The organism is Limnoglobus roseus, from assembly GCF_008254045.1.
GTDB lineage: Bacteria > Planctomycetota > Planctomycetia > Gemmatales > Gemmataceae > Limnoglobus > Limnoglobus roseus.
On the sequence record NZ_CP042425.1, the window covers coordinates 1,068,260 to 1,088,733 of the forward strand.

The 20,474-nt window shown below is 64.1% G+C and carries 14 protein-coding genes; 3 read left to right on the plus strand and 11 right to left on the minus strand.

From position 1 onward, the window contains the following. Positions 1 to 33 precede the first annotated feature (33 nt). Positions 34 to 2,478 carry a hypothetical protein gene (locus tag PX52LOC_RS04285; RefSeq protein ID WP_149108930.1) on the plus strand — a complete coding sequence of 815 codons (2,445 nt, stop codon included), beginning with the start codon at positions 34 to 36 and terminating at the stop codon, positions 2,476 to 2,478. A 24-nt stretch (positions 2,479 to 2,502) separates the two neighbouring features. On the opposite strand, the gene PX52LOC_RS04290 is transcribed toward PX52LOC_RS04285, so the two are convergent. From PX52LOC_RS04290 to pfp, 7 genes are all read right to left on the minus strand, one after another. Next, positions 2,503 to 3,078 (minus strand): hypothetical protein, encoded by a 576-nt coding sequence (locus tag PX52LOC_RS04290; protein ID WP_149108931.1) that lies wholly within the window; start codon positions 3,076 to 3,078, stop codon positions 2,503 to 2,505. Positions 3,079 to 3,247: 169 nt separating this feature from the next. Next, positions 3,248 to 3,601: a hypothetical protein gene (locus PX52LOC_RS04295; RefSeq protein ID WP_149108932.1), complete on the minus strand. Its 354-nt coding sequence runs from the start codon at positions 3,599 to 3,601 to the stop codon at positions 3,248 to 3,250. A 59-nt stretch (positions 3,602 to 3,660) separates the two neighbouring features. After that, entirely contained in the window at positions 3,661 to 4,107 is a 447-nt protein-coding gene (locus tag PX52LOC_RS04300) for a hypothetical protein (RefSeq protein ID WP_149108933.1), read from the minus strand. 860 nt (positions 4,108 to 4,967) lie between these two features. Continuing rightward, positions 4,968 to 6,224 carry a transposase gene (locus PX52LOC_RS04305; RefSeq protein ID WP_149108934.1) on the minus strand — a complete coding sequence of 419 codons (1,257 nt, stop codon included), beginning with the start codon at positions 6,222 to 6,224 and terminating at the stop codon, positions 4,968 to 4,970. A 765-nt stretch (positions 6,225 to 6,989) separates the two neighbouring features. Further along, positions 6,990 to 7,538 (minus strand): hypothetical protein, encoded by a 549-nt coding sequence (locus PX52LOC_RS04310; RefSeq protein WP_149108935.1) that lies wholly within the window; start codon positions 7,536 to 7,538, stop codon positions 6,990 to 6,992. Positions 7,539 to 8,301: 763 nt separating this feature from the next. Beyond that, the gene (locus PX52LOC_RS04315; protein WP_149108936.1) at positions 8,302 to 8,547 is read right to left on the minus strand and encodes a hypothetical protein; all 246 of its coding nucleotides are present in this window, start codon (positions 8,545 to 8,547) and stop codon (positions 8,302 to 8,304) included. 368 nt (positions 8,548 to 8,915) lie between these two features. Then, complete coding sequence (gene pfp, locus PX52LOC_RS04325; RefSeq protein ID WP_149108937.1) at positions 8,916 to 10,208, minus strand: diphosphate--fructose-6-phosphate 1-phosphotransferase; 1,293 nt, start codon at positions 10,206 to 10,208, stop codon at positions 8,916 to 8,918. Positions 10,209 to 10,399: 191 nt separating this feature from the next. Here pfp and PX52LOC_RS04330 point away from each other — a divergent pair, with 191 nt between their 5' ends. Then, positions 10,400 to 12,193, plus strand: coding sequence for a sulfatase-like hydrolase/transferase (locus PX52LOC_RS04330; RefSeq protein WP_149108938.1), 1,794 nt, complete (start codon positions 10,400 to 10,402; stop codon positions 12,191 to 12,193). 82 nt (positions 12,194 to 12,275) lie between these two features. Here the strand turns inward: PX52LOC_RS04330 and PX52LOC_RS04335 are convergent, their stop codons facing one another. From PX52LOC_RS04335 to PX52LOC_RS04350, 4 genes are all read right to left on the minus strand, one after another. After that, complete coding sequence (locus PX52LOC_RS04335) at positions 12,276 to 12,845, minus strand: GNAT family N-acetyltransferase (protein ID WP_149108939.1); 570 nt, start codon at positions 12,843 to 12,845, stop codon at positions 12,276 to 12,278. A 31-nt stretch (positions 12,846 to 12,876) separates the two neighbouring features. After that, entirely contained in the window at positions 12,877 to 13,305 is a 429-nt protein-coding gene (locus PX52LOC_RS04340) for a hypothetical protein (protein ID WP_149108940.1), read from the minus strand. A 189-nt stretch (positions 13,306 to 13,494) separates the two neighbouring features. Continuing rightward, positions 13,495 to 13,692 (minus strand): hypothetical protein, encoded by a 198-nt coding sequence (locus tag PX52LOC_RS04345; protein WP_149108941.1) that lies wholly within the window; start codon positions 13,690 to 13,692, stop codon positions 13,495 to 13,497. Positions 13,693 to 13,991: 299 nt separating this feature from the next. Next, positions 13,992 to 15,107, minus strand: a complete 1,116-nt coding sequence (locus PX52LOC_RS04350) for a radical SAM protein (protein ID WP_149108942.1) — start codon at positions 15,105 to 15,107, stop codon at positions 13,992 to 13,994. 259 nt (positions 15,108 to 15,366) lie between these two features. Between PX52LOC_RS04350 and PX52LOC_RS04355 the strand changes: the two genes are divergently transcribed. Then, entirely contained in the window at positions 15,367 to 20,457 is a 5,091-nt protein-coding gene (locus PX52LOC_RS04355) for an outer membrane protein assembly factor BamB family protein (protein ID WP_149108943.1), read from the plus strand. The last annotated feature ends 17 nt before the right edge of the window (positions 20,458 to 20,474 follow it).

Genomic DNA, 20,474 nt, shown 5'->3' on the forward strand with positions numbered 1-20,474 from the left:
GCGAAATCCCGAGAGAGTGTTTACCTTGATGATATGGCTTCCACCACCGACTACTTCCTCTCGACGCGGCCGGCCTACCCGTGGTCCGAGTACCCGGTCGGCTTGCCGGCCCTCGGCCTCGTAGCCGCGGTCCTCGTCGGCGTCACAGTCTGGACCTACCTCAAGCACCCGTCCGCCACCCGCCGCCGCGTGTTCATCATCCTCTCGCTGCGGATCGCGGCCCTCATCGTCGCGCTGCTCACCGCCCTGCGGCCGAGCGTCGGCATTCAGGAAGACCCGAAGGTTCCGTCGGTGCTGCCCATCGGCATCGACCTGTCCGAGAGCATGACGATCAAGGACGAGTTCAACAGCCAGACGCGCATCGCCGCGGTGCGGAAGATCCTCGAAAAGTGCGAGCCGACGCTGGAAGAACTCCGCACCGAGCAGAACGTCAACGTCGTCTTCTACGCCCTCGGCAAGACCGACTTCAACGAGGCGACGAGCGCCTACGACGCGAACCTGCCGGCCGATTCGAAGCGGTCCGACTACGGCGTGTACCTCAGCCGCACGTTCGAGAAGTGGCAGACCGAGCGGTTCGTTCGCGCGCACCTCGTCATCGGCGACGGGGCCGACAACGGCACGACCTACGCCGCCCAGACGGAGGCCGCCCGGTGGCGGGCCATCGCCCCGCTGCACACGTTCGCCGTCGGTTCCAAGACCACGCCGCCGAACGCGAAGGACGTGGCCGTCGTCGCCGTGGCCGCCGACCCGTCGCCGGTGCCGATCAAGAACGACCTCGTCATCAAGCTCGTGGTCAACGCCTTCGGCTTCGCCGGCGCGACGGTGCCGATCGTGGTGAAGTTCGACGGCGTGGACGTGGTGCGGGAAAACCACGCGCTGGCGAAGGACGCGAACAACGAGATCGAGATCAAGGTGAAGGCCCCCGACAAGCCGGGCGAGGTCCGCTTGAAGGTCGAAATTCCAATCGAGAGCGTGCCCGGCGACGCGAACCCGGCCAACAACTCCGTCGAGACGTACCTGACCGTGACGAAGGAAGGGCTGCGCATCTTGATGGTCGACCGGCACAGTTTCGAGATGACGATGGCTAGCGACGTGCTGCGGGCCGACAAGCGGTTCGACTTCGTCCGCGTACTCCGCGAAGGGGCCGACCCGGCCACGCCCGGCGAGCGCGAACTCTTCGACTTCGACAACCGGGCTTACGACGTCATCATCCTCGGCAACGTCTCGCAGGCGCAACTGAAAGCCATCGACCCGAAACTCCCGGAGAAGATTCGCGACCAAGTGTTGAAGCGGAACGTCGGCCTGCTGTTCGGGGCCGGTGACGCGAGTTACGCCGGCGACCCGAACCGGCCGCTCGACAACGGCTGGAAGGGGTCGGCCCTGGAAGCGATCCTGCCCGTGAGCCTGACCAACTTCCCGGCCGTGCCGGATTCCGTGTACAAGGCCGACGACAAGCGGTTCCAGTGCGTGCCGACGATCGACGGGCTGCGGTTTTTGATGAAGGTCAACGGCGAGCTGAGCAAGGAAGCGTGGGACAAGCTGAACGCGCAAGCCCCGAACCTGCCGCCGTTCAGCCGCCTGAACGCGATCACCAAACTCGGCGTGCCGAAACCGGGGGCGACGATCTACGCCGTCGCGTCCGACGGCCGCGACCTCGTGCCGGCCGGGCTGACGCAACCGCAGGCGCAAGGGAAGCCGCCGTACTTGCTCGTCGGCACGCAGTTCGGCGACGCCAACGGCGGCCGCGTGCTGGCGTGGGGCGGCATGAACACCCGCCTGTGGCGGTCCTTCGGCCGCCGGGCCACGCCGCCCAACCGTGAAGGGTTCGAGATTCACGCGCAGTTCTGGCGGCGGCTGGTGCTGTACCTCGCCCACCAGGAAGAGGACGAGGGGGCCGCGTTCGCCCGCCCGGAGTTCCGCCGCCTGCCGGTGAACGGCAAGCAGTCGGTGAAGCTCGGCCTCCGGACGACCGGCGGTGGGGACGCGATCGACCCGAAGTTCGACATTCGAATCCTCGCCCCCGGCCAGAAGCCGGAGGAGGGGCAATCGGTGAAAGAGCGGGTGGACCCGAAGGATGGTTACAAGTTCGACTACGAGCCGAAACTGCCCGGCGAGTACACGGTAATGCTGAAGGCCGAGGGCAAGGACGCGGCTGGCAAGGAACTGAAAGGCGAGGCGACGGCGAGGTTCATCTCCTACCCCGACACGTCCGACGAGTTGCTGCGGGCGGCGGCCGACCACGACTACCTGGAGAAACTCTCGAAGGCCGGTGGCGGCAAGGCGTACCGCCTCGACGACCTGCCCGGCTTCTTGAAAGAACTGAAGGGCCAGCCGATCGTCACGGTGAAGCCGAAGCCGCGGTTCGTCCCCGACTGGCGGCGGAACCACTCGCACGGCTTCCTCCCCGGCTGGCTCGTCACCTTCGTGCTCATCCTGGGTGCCGAGTGGGCCCTGCGACGACTCTGGGGGATGGTGTGAAGCAGTGGACGAAAGCCGAAGCGGTCACTCTTTCAAACAGCCGTACAGTTCGTACCGCATCCGGTCCTTGCCGATGCCCGATTCGATCGCTTCGATCGCCCGCTGACACTCACCGGCCGGCAGTACCTTCGACAGTAGGGTGATCCCCTCGCCGTCTTCGCCGCGGATGTGCAACTGGAACGGCAGGTTGTCCGCCCGGCGGCAGATGTAAATGCCGACGTCGTTCACGCCGCTGAAACTCAACAACGGGTTATCGGTCTGCATCCGCACCGTCGCGTGCCGGACTTCGTCCCACTCCAGGTCGAAGTCGTGCCGGCCGCACACGTATCGGACGCCGTACTTGCGGACCTCGAAGAGCGTTTCGACCTGCCGGTAGCCCATGGCGAGGAGGACACCGCCGGCCGCGCAGAACATCAGGCCGATCGACCCTCCGCCCAGAGAGCCCCGCAGGAGTAGGGGGATGAGGATCGGCAGTGCCCCCACGCCGAGGAGCACGTAGCCGTAGGTCACCTTGGTCCGATCCACCGGCGGTTGGTACGCCTTGACGTACACTTTGCCGAGCGGGTCGTCCGTGCCTTTCGATTTCTTCTTGGTGGCCATGGCGGGAGAAGGTTGGGAGGGTGGGGAATTTCGACGCCGCCCCCAGGTTAACGGCTCGCGGCCCGCCCGCCAACCGGAAAACGAAAACACCCGCGGCGGGTCGCTTCCTGCCCCGCCGCGGGTTGCACTAACGGGGCCGTCCCTCCCCGTCAGTTTGCTTCGCGAAATCTCACGCCGCCGTCGATGTCGTCGCGTGTTGGGCCAGCCATTGCAGCGGCTTCGGATCGCCTTCATAGGTCGCGTCGAGTGGGTGCCAGAGGGCCTGCTTCAACTTCGCCCGCATCGCCAGCACGTCGAGCTTCTCCTGCGTCCCCGGCGCGGCCGTCGTCGGGATGGCCGGCAGTGGGGCGTTGCCGTTGAAGTTGCCCTCGCCGCGGCGGGCGTACTTGCTCGTGCTCGGGAACTTGTCCTTGACGCCCGGCGTGTAGTAGCAGCTCCAGCACAGGCCGCGGGGCCGGTTCACCTTCGCGCGACCACAGTTCCGACAGACCGCCGAGCCGACTTCCAGTTTCGAGCAGTTCATGGCAATCTCCGAATGAAGGCGATGAATTATGAGGGTGGAAAGTTTGGGGGTGTTCCGGGTTACGCCGCCGCGATCTTCGCCCCGGCCGCGGTGTTGGACTTCGTGGCCGGCAGGTCGATCGGGATGCGTTCGGCCAGTGCGAGTTCGACTTCGGCCAGCAGTTCGCGGCGCATCTCGTCGCGGGGCGTGTCGTCGAACCAGTTGAGGAACCACCGGCAGGCGGCCGGTTCGCCGAGGCGGGCGTCGGCTTCGTAGCAGGCCTTCGCGAAGAACTCTTCGACCTGGCCGACGGTTTCGAGTTGATCGCCGTGCCACCCGCAGAAGCCGAGGGCACACGCCCCTTCGCACGGCCAATCTTGCACGCACATCAGCGGCGGCGGGGTGGTGGTGGACCCTTGTGTGAGTCGGGTGTCGTCCCCGCGGAGGGCGTCGCGGAGGGCCATGAGGCCGGTGGTGGAGAGGACCGGAACGAACCCTTCCCGCCAAACTTTGCGCCAGCTTTCCATGATCGCCTCCTGGTATCGCTTGAAGCTCCCGCGTTCGGCCCGGCATCCGCACTGGACTCCGGTGGTTGGCCTCGCGTCGGCTGTCAACTCCTCATTAGTCTTGTCTGGTATTACTATACCTGTGTTCACTATTCCTTGCAACGGAAAATGGCCAACAAAACCACTTTTCTGACCTTTTTTGGGCCGTACTTTGAGGGCAGAGGGGTTTAACTAGACGTTTCTAGACAGATCGGGGCGTTGCCTCACAACCGTTCTAGACCGGGAGGTTTTGAGGCAACCGGGGGAGGTTTTGAGGCAGACTTCACCGCGGTCGCAAATCATTCGATTCACGTCTCGCTGTCAACAGCGGGTTCTTGTGGGCAGTCATCGCGTCGAGTAACTTAGATCGTTGATGAATTCGAGTCTGACGGATGGAGGGCGACGTGTGCATGTAGCGGGTAAGACGTGCGCGGTGTGCCAACAGTCAATTCGCGGCATCCTAGACGGGGAGTTTTGCAGTGCTTGTGCATGCCCAATACACTCGCGTTGTGTGCCCGTTCAGCCCCCCGCGGCGGACACGAATCATTGCAGGCGGTGTGGAGCAGCTTTAGCCATCGGAGCGGCGGTCCGTGCTTCCGCCGAAAAGACTGCAAAGACAGTTCAACAGGGGTTCGGTCGGCAAGACCTGTTCACAGGGTTGGCGATTGTTCTGGCTGGTCTGATTTTCGTGGTTTGTTCTGGACAAGCCAGCGGTTGGGCAAGGATTTGGGTTCCGACCGGCGCTATCGGTTTGGGGCTGGCAATGATGCTAAGGGGGAAAACGCAACTGAAGGGGAAAGACCCCGATACCAAGGTTGATGACGTGACCGACCGTAAGTAATTCACACCCCCGGGAACTTGATGATCCGCGGTTCATCGGCTTCCGGCACCTCCCCGCCGAACTCAACCGCCAAGCCGAGCGTGAACATCTCGTGAATGCACACGACGACGTTGTGGCACAGGATTTTCGCCAACACTTCGTTCGTCATCGCCACGTCCGTTTTGCTCCGGACGTGGTCCCGGAACTTCGCCTTCACCATCGAGAACGTGCTCTCGACGTTGCTGCGAAGATGGTAGTGCCGACAGAACTCGTCCCGGTTCAGGTTGAACTCGTGGAAGAGTCTTCGCCACGTCTCGCCGTTCTTGTTCGCCACCGCGTTTGTCTTGAACGGGATGTACGGCACGCCGCCCAATCCCTCGACCTGTTCCAGATTCTTCCGCGAGATGTACGCCTTGTCCGCGGACACTTCCTTGACCGTGAAGTTCTTCGCCGTCGCGTCCACGAGCGGGGCGAAGTGCTGGCTGTCGTGTTCGTCCCCGATGGCGACCGCGGTGACGATGTTCGTCTGAACCCCGGTGATGATGTGGCACTTCACCCACTCGGCCTTGTTCCGGGTCGTGCCGTACTTCTGGTCGTACCACTTCTCAAACCGGGACGTGCCGAACCCGGACGAATCGACGGCGAACTTCGTCTCGATGGACGCGAGCGGGATGCTGCTCTGTTCGATGAGGCTCATCAGGATCGGCGTCGTGGCCGCGTCCTCGAAGACGCGGAACACGGAGTTGTAGTGCGGTGCTTGGCCGATGTGCCCGCGCTCTCTCGCGTCTTGCAAGTCGCAGGTGAACCGCCGACCGCTCACTGTGGAGTAGACCTTGTAAGCGGCCGAGAACAGGGCGTCGGCGAGCGGAATAGACGGGCGACCGCCCTTCGGGGACGCGGCCGGCTCTTCAACCGTGCGGCACAGGTCGGAGAGGAGTTCACAGAACAGTCTCTTCTCGTTCGTCTGGGCCTTGTTGTAGTTCGGCCAGTCCTGCTTGCTGCTCGGCTTCTTCGGCAGTTCAGCGTTCGCGTAGGCGTCGTGGAACGCTTGCTTCTGCGGCTGCGTGGCCCGGTTCATGTCCTTGACGGTCTGAACCGCGTAAATGTGCTTACACGGCTTGCGGTGGAGTTCGTAGTCCTCGCAGGTGCAGGTGGTGGCGTCGGCGTCGATCTTGTACAGGCCGCGCGTGGATTGGGACGGCACGAGCCAGAACTTCCCGGTCCACTCGACCTTCGTCTGGAACGCCATCTCCAAACCTTTGACTTCGCGGGAGTTCATATCGGTGCCTCGCGTGGGGGACACCGATACTTGATTTACGTTGCCTTTTTGTGACCACAATTAATAGAAAGGGGATTGTTTTCTTTGCCTTTTTGTGGGTACACTTATTCCATGCGAGGACGACCCAAGAAATCGGACGACGAACGGCGTGACGTTGTGCTGCGTATCCGGTTGACGGCCGAAGAACGCCAAGCCATCGAAGACGCATCGTCTGGCGTGGCTCTCGACGCTTCCGCGTGGGCGCGGATGATCTTGCTCGCGGAAGCCAAAGGAAATCGTGGCAGCGAGAGGAGCAAGAAATAAGACGGGGCGCGGGATGATCCCGCGCCCCTGAGGGTTATCAGGTCTACCGGCCCTTACCGAACGGCCACGCTCGGTAACCGTAGTCAGAAGCCCGCATCAGCTTCTTTGTTCGATAGTGCACGTACTCGGTGATGAACCGAATTCCGTCACTAGGGGACTTGCCGTCGTTCCACTTGTCGGACATAATTCACCGTGATTTTGATTTAGTAAGTGCGTGTAAGCACCTCACGCTTCCACGCGATGGGTTTTCGCGAACGCCGATTCCACCGAATGCGTCTGTCAACGCACCGGAGGGCGGCGTTTCTTCTTTCGTGAGCAGCGTGGACGGGTTGGCGGTGGACGTGGTAAAATACGCACGAACACCTTTCGCACGTGAACAATCACGTGGTTCTCCTGGCGGGGAACATCGCAAAGGTTTCAGGGGCCGGGCGTGCTCGTAACACGTCCGGCCCCACTATCTAGCTATTCACCATCGTGAGGCTTTTCTTTAGCTTCCACCGTGAGCATCGGATCGTTCATCGTAAGCAGATCGTTGGCGATGCCTGCCAATCGCGATTGCCGCTCTAACAAGTCCCAATGACCTCGTCCAACCTTCGTAAATCGTTGTTTGCGGGAATAGAGCAGCGAGTAAATCCGCTTCTCCAGTGCCCGGTCATCATCGTCGCCGTTGTAGCCCTCGACGATCGCCCTAGCTACATGCAGAGCCTGTACTGGATGTTTGAGTGTAAGAATGAGGTTAGCCGCCGCCTTTTCGATATCATCGGGCGTTATTTGCGGCCACGTCGTAAGTGGTAGGCAAGGTTGAGTGGCTACACCGAGGTTGCGAACGGGTGGCGAAATTGAAGAAGGGTTGTCGGATTGCGAAAGGTAGGCTTCAAGTCGTGTGAGGTTTTCGATCACTCGTTGGGAATCTTCAATCTTGGCCCGAAATCCTTTGATGGACTCTTGTTCAGACGATATTTTACCGCGAACGTCTTCCAGTATGCGAAGGCGGTCTAGGTCTTCAAGCATTTTGAGAATACCTCCCTCTTGAGGCGAATTTACAGTTACGCTATCAATCCTATCCATTACGACGCTATTGCGCCAGATTTTGTTCCAATCCTGCGAGAATATTTGCAAAGATCAGCCCGACCTTTCCCTACTCCTTCTTCGTGAGTTGCCAGATATGGCGCAAGAAATGGGAATAAAAATAGGATATTCGCTGACTTTCAAAGGCTTTTCTCGAATGCCAGAGATAGACTGACACCGCTTCACCTACGAGGCAAATTCACAAATGACTACGCTTATTTTGGAAATTTGGCCCATGTGCATTTGGATGCTAAATTGACTGGACACTTACATTTTCAGAACACAACTTTGACTTGCCAAGTTATCTACGATAATCGTTGGTTCAAATCGGTGGCCCATGAAGGGGTTGATGCTTCACTCTTCTGTTACGGGTGAATTTGCTCTGAGTAACTTCGGCAGATCACTCAATGGGTTTTGAGGCAGCCCATCCCGGTTTTGGGGCAAACCGCCCGTCTAGATCGGTTTAGAGGCAACACCACAGATCGGGGCTTTGCACTTTTACTCTTCTAGACGCCGATTAAAGGGGCAGGTCGTGGAATAAAAGGGCAGGCCCTCATCTTCTCGACGGCTGACTCGTTTTCGCGACCGGAGTCGGTTATCATCGCCGTAAGGAGGGTAGGCGATGACGGAGGAGCAGTGGCTTGCGTGGCGTGACCCCCATGCCCTCATTCAGTCCATCCCGTACCAAGCGAACAATTTCAAGGCGTTAGGCTTTACTGACCGGCGGTTCCGACTGTTTGCGGTCGGCTGCGTCCGGCGGGTACGGCGTTTGTGTACTCACCCTCTGGTTCCAATCGCCGTGGATGCCGTCGAGCGGTTCGTGGACGCGCGGACCAACGAGGACCGCCAGCGACTCAAAGTCGTCAGGGGGAAAGTCTTTGCGAACGATGCGTGGTTGAGGACGGTTGAGGGTCGGCTTGCCCGTGCCGTGGTCGGCAAGGAAGGTCGGCATTCAGCGGTTGAGACGTCGTGGTATGCCGGCTACCTTGTGGGCGGGGTTTCAGTGCAATCGGAAGACGAGCGAGAAGAACAAGGGCCTTTGCTCCGCGACATCTTCGGCAATCCGTTCCGCCCCGTTGCCTTCACACCGTCGTGGCTTACCCCGACCGCCGTCGGCCTCGCGGAAGGCATCTACGCCGACTGTGCCTTCGACCGGCTGCCGATCCTCGCCGACGCCCTACAAGACGCCGGGTGCGAGGACGCCGAAGTGTTGGGGCACTGCCGCAGCGACGGGCCGCACGTCCGCGGGTGCTGGGTCGTGGATGGAGTGTTGGGAAGAGATGAAAGAAGCGGCGGGGCCAAGCCCCGCCGCCGGTCGGCTTACTTCACCAGGTACTCGAACTTCTCGCGGAACTGGTCGGGCGTGAGTTTCACCGTGTCGGCCAGCTTCTTCAGCTTGGCCGGGTCGGAGAAGTCGGTCGCTTCCAGACGGATCATGTAGCGGCGGGCGCACTCGTAATTCTCGCTGTCCACGTCCACCAACCGGGCCCGCATCCGCGACGTGGCCGGGTCGATCATGTCGTCGAACTTCAACGGCACCATCTTGCCGCCGACGAAGCTCACGATGGCCCCGTACTCGGCCGAATCCTTCGACATCAGGAACTTCACCGCCCCGTAGCCGAGGTTCCGCGTGTACTCGGCGTCGAACGGGATCGGGTCCGCACACCGCAGCTCGTACCCCATGTCCTTGTCGATGATTGTCACCTTCAAGCCGAGGTCCTTGAGCCGCTTGCCGACGCGGTTCTTGACCAGCCGGCCGAACTCGATCTCGCCGAGCCGCAGGTGGCCGTGGTCGTCCCGCTCGACTTCGCCGTAGCGGTTCAGGTCGTCGCCGAGGGCCGTCTTCAGACCGTCCTCGCCGATGTTTTCCAGCAAGCCTTCGGACAAGATCGCGAGGCCGTACTTCTTACCCTGCGCCCGCCGCTTAATCATCGCCCCGATGACGAGGTCGCAGACGTGGTCGAGGGTGATCTTCTTCTTGGTGCCGAATTCCTCGGAGATGATCGTGATGGCCGACGCCGACGCCTTGCCGATGCCGAGCGCGAGGTGCCCGGCCGCCCGGCCCATGCTGATGATGATGTACCACCGGCCGGTCGTCTTCGCGTCCTCGTGCAGACTCCGGGCGAGGCCGACGCCGATGTGCCGGGCGGTTTCGAAGCCGAACGTCGGGATGCCCGGGGGCAGCGGCAGGTCATTGTCGATCGTCTTCGGCACGTGGGCACACTTGATCTTGCCGCCGGCCCGCTTGTAGACCTGGCTACCGCTGAACGCGGTGTCGTCGCCGCCGACGGTGACGAGGTAGCCGACGCCCATCTTCTCGAACGACGCGAGGACGTTGGCCATGTCCGCGTCTTTCTTCGCCGGGTTCGTCCGGGCGGTGCCGAGCATCGACCCGCCGCGGGTGTAGAACTGGGCCACTTCGCCGATCGACAGCGGCTTGACGCGGCTAGTGTCGCCGTTGATGAGGTCCGAAAACCCGTCGCGAACGCCGTACACGTCGAGGCCCTGGTTGATCGCCTCGATGGTGACGGACGAGATGACGCCGTTAATGCCAGGGGCCGGGCCGCCGCCGACCACGATTGCCAGCCGACCACGGGACGTGGTGTTACTCATGAAGTCATTGCCTCGAAGAACAGGCGAGCGGAATGCATCTAGAAAGTTTCGAGTTCCGGCGGCGAAATTCAAGGGTTGGCAAGCCCGCCTCAGGGGCTACAGCATGGGTTCCCCGCCCTATCTTCCGCGGTGGTCTTGTGTTCGAACATTCCGGCACCGCTATAACAGTCCCACTTCCCCGGAGACATCTCATGCCCCTCCGCCTCCTGCTCGCTGCGGTCGCCACTTTCGCCGTCCTCGCCGACGCTTCCGCGAAGCCGAACGTCGTCCTCATCCTCGCCGACGATCTCGGCGGGGCCGACCTCGGTTGTTACGGCAGTACCTTCCACAAGACGCCGCACCTGGACGCCCTCGCCAAGCAGGGCGTGCGGTTTACCGACGCCTACGCCGCTTGCCCGGTTTGCTCGCCGACGCGGGCGGCCCTGCTCACCGGCAAGTACCCGGCCCGCCTCGGCATCACCGACTGGCTGCCCGGCCAACCCGACAAGCCCGGCCACAAGCTCAACCGCCCGCCGCTGCCGACACACCTGCCGCTGGAAGAAGTCACCCTCGCGGAACGCCTGAAGGCGGCCGGGTACGTCACCGCCAGCATCGGCAAATGGCACCTCGGCGGCCCCGGCTTCGGCCCGAAGGAGCAGGGCTTCGACGTGAACGTCGGCGGCGACGACATCGGCACCCCCCTCAGTTACTTCGCCCCATACAAGCGAACCGCCAACGGCAAAGACCGCTTCATGTTCGGCCTGGAAATGGCCCCGGACGGCGAGTACCTGACCGACCGCCTCGCCACGGAGGCCGAGAAGTTCATCGTCGCGAACAAGGACAAGCCGTTCTTCCTCTACCTGCCGCACTACGCCGTCCATAACCCGATGAAGGCGAAAGCGGACCTCATCGCGAAATACCCGAACAAGCCGACGCACGGCAAGCAGTCGAACGCCACCTACGCGGCCATGCTGGAGAGCGTGGACGACGGCGTCGGCCGCATCTTGAAGTTGCTCGACGACCAGAAACTCGCGGACAACACCATCGTCATCTTCACCAGCGACAATGGCGGCCTCGCCACGCTCGAAGGGGCGGCCTACGCCCCGACGTACAACGGCAACTTCCGCGAAGGGAAAGGCTACCTCTACGAGGGCGGCATCCGCGTGCCGCTGATCGTCCGCGGCCCCGGCGTGAAGGGCAGCCGCCTCGAAAATACACCGACGAGCAGTCAGGACTTCGTGCCGACGCTCTGCGAACTCTGCGGCGTCGCGGCCCCTGAAAAACTCGACGGCGTGAGCATCGCAAAGACACTCGCTGGAGACGGGCCGCCGCAACGGGACGCCCTGTACTGGCACTACCCGCACTACGCCAACCAGGGCGGCAAGCCCGGCGGCGCGATCCGCGAGGGGAACTTCAAGTTGATCGAGTTCTACGAGAACGGCCGCCGCGAACTCTTCGACTTGAAGAGTGGCGAGGGCAACAACCTCGCAGAAGCGAAGCCGGACGTAACGAAGCGACTGGCCGAGAAGCTGGCCGCGTGGCGAACCGAGGTCGGCGCGAAAATGCCGACGCCGAACCCGGCGTACACGCCGAATCCGCAGGCCGCGAACGGCACTATCACGCTGCCCGCGGGCACGGCCGACGTTCACGGCGTGATGCTCCGGTTCGAGCCGCTGCCGCACAAGAACACACTCGGCTACTGGGTGAACGAGAAGGACTGGGCGTCGTGGGAGTTCACGGTGACGACGCCCGGCACGTTCGCGGTGGAAGTGCTGCAAGGCTGCGGCACCGGCAACGGCGGCAGTACCGTGACCGCGGCCGTCGGCGACCAGAAGTTGACGTTCACGGTCGAGGACACCGGCGGCTTCCAGGCGTTCAAGCCCCGCGTGATCGGCACCGTGACGCTGGAGAAGGCCGGCCGGTACACGCTGGAACTCCGCCCGGTGAAGAAGGCGAAGGCCGCCGTCATGGACGTGCGGCAAGTCGTGCTGAAGAAACCCGAGTGAAGCCGTCGGGAGTACGCGACCCGGAAAAGCCTACGGACCCACCGGGTCCACGCCCCCGCGCGAACCCGCAGTGCGGCCCCGGTCAGGTGCAGTTGATTGTTCGGCGGGCTTGCCACTCCCGACGCAGCAGCGCGAACAGATACTCGCTGCCCCACGCCCCCTTGAACCACACGTGCTCGACGTAGTGAGCTTCCTGCCGGAAGCCGAGACGCCGAAATAGGCTCGCCGCCGCGTCATTCTCCGCGTCGGTCACGGCGGAGACCCGATGCTTGCCGAGTCGCTCGAACAGATACTCCAGAACCGTCCCTAACGCCTCCGTGGCCAGCCCACGACCCTGGTGGGTTGGGGCCAGGGTGATGCCCAATTCCACCTGCCGAGAATCGTCCCCCCGGAAGTGAAGACCGCAGTCACCGATGACCACCGCCGAATCGGCCGTGACCATCGCCAACTGGAGCCACGTGCCGGGAATGTCCGGCACAACCGCCGCCTGATCGGCGATCAACCGCTCCGCGTCAGACAGCCCGAACGACTCCCACGACTGGAACCGGGCGACTTCCGGGAGAGCACGATATGCACAGATCGCCCTTGCGTCCTCCGGGCGGAGTCGGCGAAGGCAGAGCCGCGACGACCACAATTCCAGTGGCTCGACCACCCGCGTGTCCTCCTCGGCCGAACGACTCCGCTCAGATGGACGACGAATCGGTGTTGCGGAACACCTCGAACGACGACCACCGACCCGGGAAACACCGCAGCCAGACCTGCAAGCCGAGGTAGTCGTCGTCCCGGTCCACCCCGGCCTTCGGTGGCTCCAGGCACCGGCACATGACGCTCGCTACGAACAGAGTGGGATCGGCGTGCGCCTCGTACAGTTCGTGGCCGATGTAGTACGCGCCGGTCAGCCGGCGGCGGTGGGGAAACCCCTCGGCGTCGCCGTCGAACACCAGCCGCGGGTCGTTCAGGTACGCCTCGACCTCCCGGTGAACGACCCGCAAGAGCTTGTCACGGTGACGCTGAATGGCGGCGTACTCAGCGACCGTCACCCGGAAGATGCTCAGGTCCGGCCGCGTCGCCCAGTCGGGCGGCTCGATGCGTGTCAGCCGAAACTTCGCCACCCCGACGCCCTCTTCTGCCGAACGACACAGCTCACCAGCCCGGCCGCAGTAGGTGACTGATCCGATCCCAGAACCAATCTATGCGGCCGGGTCTGGTGCAGCGCCTGGTTCGGCGTCTGGGGCTGCACCCAACCGCAACACCGCCGCGCATCCCGCCTCCTGTCCCGCGCCGGGATCGGCTGACATCCCTCAGCCCTCGACGTGCCGGAACGGATCGACGGGGATGACGCCCCACGCTTCCAGCACACACTCGACCCGGTGACGCAGACTCCGGGGCCGGTTGACCTGCACGGTCGGCTCCGGCCGAGCGGCCGCGGCCAGACCCAGGGCCAGCACCACGCCGAGAGCGACCAGTAGCCATCGTCGGGTTGCTCGCGCTCTGCCCATCGCTGGCCTTCTGTCGCCGAACAGAGTATTCGTGTGCGCCAGCGCATGATAACGCTGGTGGTGGATTGGACCCGGCCGGCGGTCATACGTCAAGCCCCTGGGTCACTCGTTCGAGCGACACAGCCGACAGCCGACGGCGCTATCACGGTAACGCACCCCGCGCGGCCACCGTCGGGAGCACAGCCCGGCGGTCCTTGCCCCCGCGAGCCGGACCTCGCCCCGGTCAGCACGACCGGCAGCCGCTTCGGGCGGGCGGCACGGACGACACGGCGTTGCCCGTGCGAGAGGCACCCGGCACCTTACGGCGTTCGGCTCGCCTTGAATCCGAGTTGGATCAACTCGCCGCTCTGATTCGGCCGGTCGCCGGTCCAGTTGCCGACCTTGCCGCCGCCGCCGTTGACGCCGGCCGCGAGGCCGCGGGTCAGGGCGTACCAGCAGAAGTAACAGTGGTTGCTCGTCGCCCCCGGGAGCGCGTTCGGGTCGCGGGCCAGAATCTCGTCGCGGATCGCCGTCAGGCCGTCGCGGAACAGCGTGCCGACGTAAGGGTGGTTGCGGCCGAACGCGATGATCTCTTCCACCGTGTCGGTGTGGACGTTACCGATCGTCAGTTGGTCCAGGTCGCTCGCGAAGCCGCAGCACGGCTTCACCTCGCCCTTCGGGTTCACGATCAGCGCCTGCCCCGGCCCTTCACAGTAGTCCTCCTTGAACCACACGCCGTCCCACGGGTCCGCACCGCCGAGACCTTCGGCCCGCTCGACGGTGGCGAGGTGGTTCCAGTTCAGCGTCATCGTGAAGTCGTCGCTCACCAACAGGTAGTGGTGCAACAGCGGCGACCAGTCGATGACGGCGTCCAGTTCCTTCGCCAGCCGGTGGATCGGCTCAAGGCCCTTGTCCGGGGCTTTACTCGCGTAGCTCAGCGACAGGATCGTGTCGCGGGCGAAGACCGTCCTCGCCACGCGGCAGTACTCGGCGAGCTTGGCGATGTCCATGCCGTGGAACTTGTCCACGCTCAGGCCGAGTTTGCCGCTGAAACCGGCGTCGCGGAGGTGCGTCAGCACGTCGGTCAGGTGGGCGGCGTTGCGGTGCCAGACGCCGTTGGACATCAGCTTGTCGAAGCGGAAGCCGAGTTCCGCCGCCCGCTTCGTCACTGCGATCACGAACTCCGGGTACAGGAACGGCTCTCCGCCGGTGAAGCCGAGGACGTCGATGCCGGCCGCGTGGGCTTGTTCGAGGAAGCGGATGGCGGTCGGGATGTCGAGGCGGTCGGTCCACTCGATCGGCACGCAGCAGTGCGGGCACGACAGGTTGCACTGGTACGTGCCGGCGAACGAGAGGTAGTTCGGGCGGAAGGTCCGCGTGCGGTGGGCCACGGGGCGGCCCTCTTCGCGGGCGAGCGGCGGGAGATCGACGGGCATTGGGGAATTTCGTTCCTGTAACGGTTGTGTCACTCGGGTAATATATCACGGGCGACCGGCCGCACGGGTTAGACAAGCCCCGGCAGGTCGTCATAATGAGTTGGGAGGTTCTGCGGTCTGCCCGATCACCCCTGGCGATTCTGCTGATCCTGACGGCGTTGAGATTATCAGTTGGCGCGAAATCTCCTTGTGGGTGGTTTGGCGAACGGACAGAATCTTTATCATCCAGACCAGTCGTCCCCTCGCGGATAGGACTTCCATGCGTACCGCCACCCTCCGCTCCCTCGCCGGTTCGCTCTCAGTCGGTGCCCTCACCACATTCCTCCTCGTCGCCGACGCCCCCAACATCCGCGGCCAGATTGCGATCGACGTGGCCCCAGCCCCCGCCGCACCGGAAGCCGAGGGGAAAGACAAGAAGGACAAGAACGCCCCACTTGAAGTGATGATCTTCCCGTCCGACCGCGATGCCAAGAACATGATCAAGGCGGTCAACGATTACCTCGAAGAGTTCAAGAACAAAAAAGAGAAGGCCCCCTGGGACAAGATCTGCTTCGCCGCTCAGCAGGTGCTCGACGCGAAGAGCGACTCTTTCTACGAGGCCAAGAGCGACGACGGCAAGATTCAGCGTATCAGCGCGAAGGCCGAGGCCAACCGGCTGATCGGCCGTTTCCCCGACCAGGGCAAGCAGTTCTACCAGCTCACCTTCGGCGGCACGGCCGACGGCCTGATGAACGACGCGGTCGGCAAGAACTACGACCGCACGATGCTCGCCGAGGTGTCGCAGCGGTACTTCCACACGAAGGCCGGGGCACAGGCCACGCTGCTGCTCGCCGGGCTGCACCTCGACCGCGGTAACTATGTCGAGGCGGCCTACTCGTTCGAGCGGTTGCTCGTCCGCAAGGACGCCGATGACCTGTTCACGCCGCTCATCACGTTCAAGGCCGTCGTCGCCCTTCAGCGGGCCGGGCAGTCGCCGGACACGGTCAAGAAGTTGATGGGGCAACTCGAAAAGAAGTTCCCACGCGACGGCCTGAAGATCGGCCTGAAGAGTTACACCTTCGACGACCTGAAGGACGAACTCGCGAAGAACCCGGAGACGCTGTTCGGCAAGGTCGGCGACGCTTACGTGACGATGCGGCTCGGGAACCCGTCGCACACGGCGATCGGCGACGGCGGCGCGCCGTTCCTCGACCCGGCCTACAGTCGGAGTCTCACCACCCGGACTGAGGAGTACGCCGACGGCATCAACTGGATCAACCAGAACCTCGCGGACGTGGTCAAGAGTATCAAGCCGGCGAAGGACGAGGTCGCGATCCCCGGCTTCTTCCCGGTGTCGGCGCAGAACTTGATGTTCGTGCGGACCTACGACGGCATCTTCGCCTACGTCACGAAGGACGGGTTCTCAGCCCACGGCCGCCCGGCGAAGGCCGGCGACCTGTACTGGTACGCCGACGCGAAGGGGTCGCTCGCCTCGATCATGAGCCTGGACAACAACGCCGACTCGAAGACGCGGTTCCAGACCTACCGCGACCAGTTCAAGCTGAAGACGATCCTCTTCGACAACCCGCTGATCGGGTCGATGACCCACGACGGGCAGAACCTGTACGCCGTGGACGACAACGCCCTGCCGCCGCCGCCGAACGTCTACGACCCGAACATGGGCGGGTTCGTGCAGCCCGGCATGCAGACCAGCATGGGCGTGGACAAGCAGTTCGCCGAGGGGAACCGCCTCGTCGCCCTGAACATGCTGACCGGCAACCTGATCTGGCAGATCGGCAACGCCACGTCGGTGCCGGCCTTGACGGAAGAGGAAGAGGACAAGACCGACAACCCGCTCGTGCTAATGGCCAACAGCTTCTTCGTCGGGCCGCCGCTGCCGGTCAACGGCAAGTTGTACGTGCTCTTCGAGAAGAACGGCCGGATGCGGCTGGCGTGCCTCGACCCGCTCAAGGTGAAGCACTACCCGCTGCCGAACGACGCGCGGCTGAGCAACAAAGCCCCGGAACTCGTCTGGACGCAGCGGCTCGGCGAGCCGAACACGAAGTTGCCGCTCGACAGCCTCCGCCGCTTCCAGTGCTCGTACCTGACCTACTCCGAAGGCGTGATGATCTGCCCGACGAACGCCGGGGCGGTCGTCGCCGTGGACGTGATGTCGCGGAGCCTCCTGTGGGCACGATCGTACCGCAGCCTGAAGCAGCCGACGCAGGAAGAGATGACCAACGGCCGCATTCGCCGCGGCGGCCTCGTGCCGAACGGCGCGGGCGTCGGCGGCGGGCAGACGACCCTGTCGCCGGACCGCTACCGGGCCGCCGCCCCGATCATCTCCAACGGCCGCGTGATCTTCTCGGCGTTCGATTCCGAAAGCATCGACTGCCTCGACCTGCGGACGGGCGACTTGCTCTGGAGTCAGCCGCGGCAGGGCGGCGACCTGTACGTCGGCGGCGTGGTCGCGGACAAGGTCGTGGTCGTCGGCAACCGCTCGGTGCGCGCGCTCAACGTCGTCGGCAAGGCCCGCGAGAAGGCCGGCCCGCTCGGCAAGGAAGACGTGGTCACGGCGTGGCGCGACCTGACCATCGGCACCCCGGCCGGCCACGGCGTGGTGAGCAAGGGCAACACGTACTACGTCCCGCTGGCCAACAGCCCCGACGGCAACCGGCCGGAAATCTGGGCCATCGACGTGGCCAACGGCCGCGCCGCCGCGAAGGCCGTCTACCGCAAGAAGGCCGAGGCCGACGGCCCGCCGGTGCTGCTCGGCAACCTGATCTTCCACGAGGGGCAACTCGTCTCGCAGTCGCCGCTGGACGTGTCGGTCTTCCCGCTGACCGGCCTGAAGAAAGAGGAGATGGACAAGCTCCTGAAGGCCAACCCGCACGACCCGGTCGGCCTCGTCGCCCGCGGCGAGATCAACATGGACAACGGCAACATTGCCGCCGCCATCGCCGACTTCAAGGAGGCCGCCAAGAACAACCCGCCGGCCGACGCCACCCGCCGGCTGCGGGACAAGCTCTACGCCGCGTACACCGAACTGCTCCGCAAGGACTTCCCAGCCGGCGAGTCGTTCCTCGGCGAGTACAAGGACCTGTGCAGCGTCACGGTGGACGCCGAAGATCCGAAGGAGAAGCAACAGCAGATCGACGACGGCTTCCGCCGCAAGACGGTCTACCTGAAGCTGATGGCCGGCGGCCGCCGCACCCAGGGCCGGCTCGCCGAGGCGTTCGACTTCTACCGCGAGTTCGCCGCCCTCGGCGACAACAAGCAACTCGTGTCCATCGACGACGAGGCTTACGGCCAGACGCGGCCGGACGTCTGGGCACGGGGCCAGATCGCGGCGATGGTGGCGGAGGCCAAAGACCCGGCCGCCCGCAAGCCGCTCGAAGACCGCGTGGCGAAGGAGTGGCAGGCCGTTCAGAAAGGCGGTGACCTGCCCGCCCTCACGACGTTCGTACAAACCTTCGGCGACTACTTCGACACCGGCCGCGAAGCCCAACTGCTGCTCGCCGAAAAGCAACTCGCGACCGGCAACGAGGAGGACGCCCGGCAGGCGCAATCGCTGCTGCTGAAGGTGCGGGCGACCGCCCCCGAGAAGCCGCTGGCCGCCCGGTCCGTCGAGGCGCTCGCCCGCCTCATGACCCGCCGCGGCATGATGGACGACGCCGTGGCCCTGTACGCGAAGCTCGGCGAGGAGTACGCCGACGTGCCCGTCCGCGGCGGCAAGACCGGCGCGGACTTCCTCAACGACCTGCTGACCGACAAGCGACTGCTGCCGTACCTGGAGCCGACCCGCGTGCCGACGCCGGAGCGAGTAAAGGTGAAGCAGAACCCGGGCAGCCCCGGTGCCATCGTCACGAGCGTTACCGTGGAGCCGGACGGCGCGGATGACAACCCGTTCTACCAGCGGCACCGCCTGATGCTCGTGCCGACCAACACCGGCGACGGCTCGTGGGATCTCCGCATCGTTGACCGCACGACCGGCCAGGACAAGGCGAAGCTGCCCCGCCTAAAGATGTACGCCCCGAACAACGCCCCGCACCACCGCGTCGCCGAGGCGCACGGCCAACTCCTGCTCGTCCACACCGGGCTCACGGTCCACTGCTTCGACGTGGCCGAGGGGAAGGAACTCTGGCAGTTCGACCCGCTCGGCGGCACGAAGCTCGACCAGAACCGCTACTACGACGGCACCGTCCCGAACGAGTTGGACGTGGCGATCCCGCTCGGCCAGGACGGCACGAAGGTCGGCATCGGCCGCGCGACCGTGCTGGAGGCGAACGTCGCCTGCGTCTTGCACAAGGACGGGCTGACCGGCCTCGACCCGATCACCGGCGCGAAGCTCTGGACGCGGACCAACGTCAGCCCGCTGTCGGTGATCTTCGGCGACGCCCACCACGTCTTCGTGGTGGAGAAGTCGGCCGACAACCGGCCCACCCGTTCCCGTGTCTTCCGCACTACCGACGGCAAGCCGGTCGACGGCACGCCCGACTTCAGTTCGCTGGTGGGCGGCGACGGCTTCCTCCGCTTCGTCGGCCGCAACCTGCTAGTGACCGATGTCAAAGAGAAGAAGCGGGCGCTACGCCTCTACGACCCGTTGACCGGCCAGGACGTGTGGAAAAAGGAGTACCCGGCCGAGTCGACGGTCCTCCAGTCGCTCGCCCCGGAGTTCACGGCCACCATCAAGCCGGACGGCGAGTTCGAGGTGCTGACGGTGAAGGCCGGTAAATCGGTGTTCACCAGCAAGATCGACGCGGCCAACGTGGCGACCCACGCCCGCGACCTCCAGAAGCCGGTCCTGCTGAGCGACGGCGAGCGGTTCTACCTGGTGCTGAACCGCGGGGCGAACGCAAACCCGAACCAGAACCGCAACTACGGGATGTACCTGCGGTTCACCCACGTTCAGGGGGCGATCTACTGTTTCGACCGCGCCAGTAGCCGACGGCTCTGGTATTCCGACACGCTGTTCCAGAACCAACAGTTGCTCGTGGACCGCTTCGCCGAAATGCCGGCCCTGGTGGCGGGCACGTCGCAACCGTCCGACGACGGCACCGGGCAGTACGTCTACCGCGTGACCATCGTGGACAAAATGAACGGCCGCCTGCGGTACCTCCAGAACCTCAACCAGAACGGCTACTTCTACTCGATGGCCATCGACCCGAAGACGGCGACGGCGAAGCTCGTCCGCGGCGACATGTACTGGGAAATCAGCCCCGACACCGACCCGGTGGAGAAGGGCAAGGGGACGGACGGCAAGGTCGGGGTGGCCCGGCCGACGAATCCGGTGGCCGCACCGGCGGTCGCACCAGCAGTCGCCGCTCCCGCGCAACTGGTCGTTCCGTTGCCAGCACCGATCAAAAATTGACGTGAGGAATTGTAACG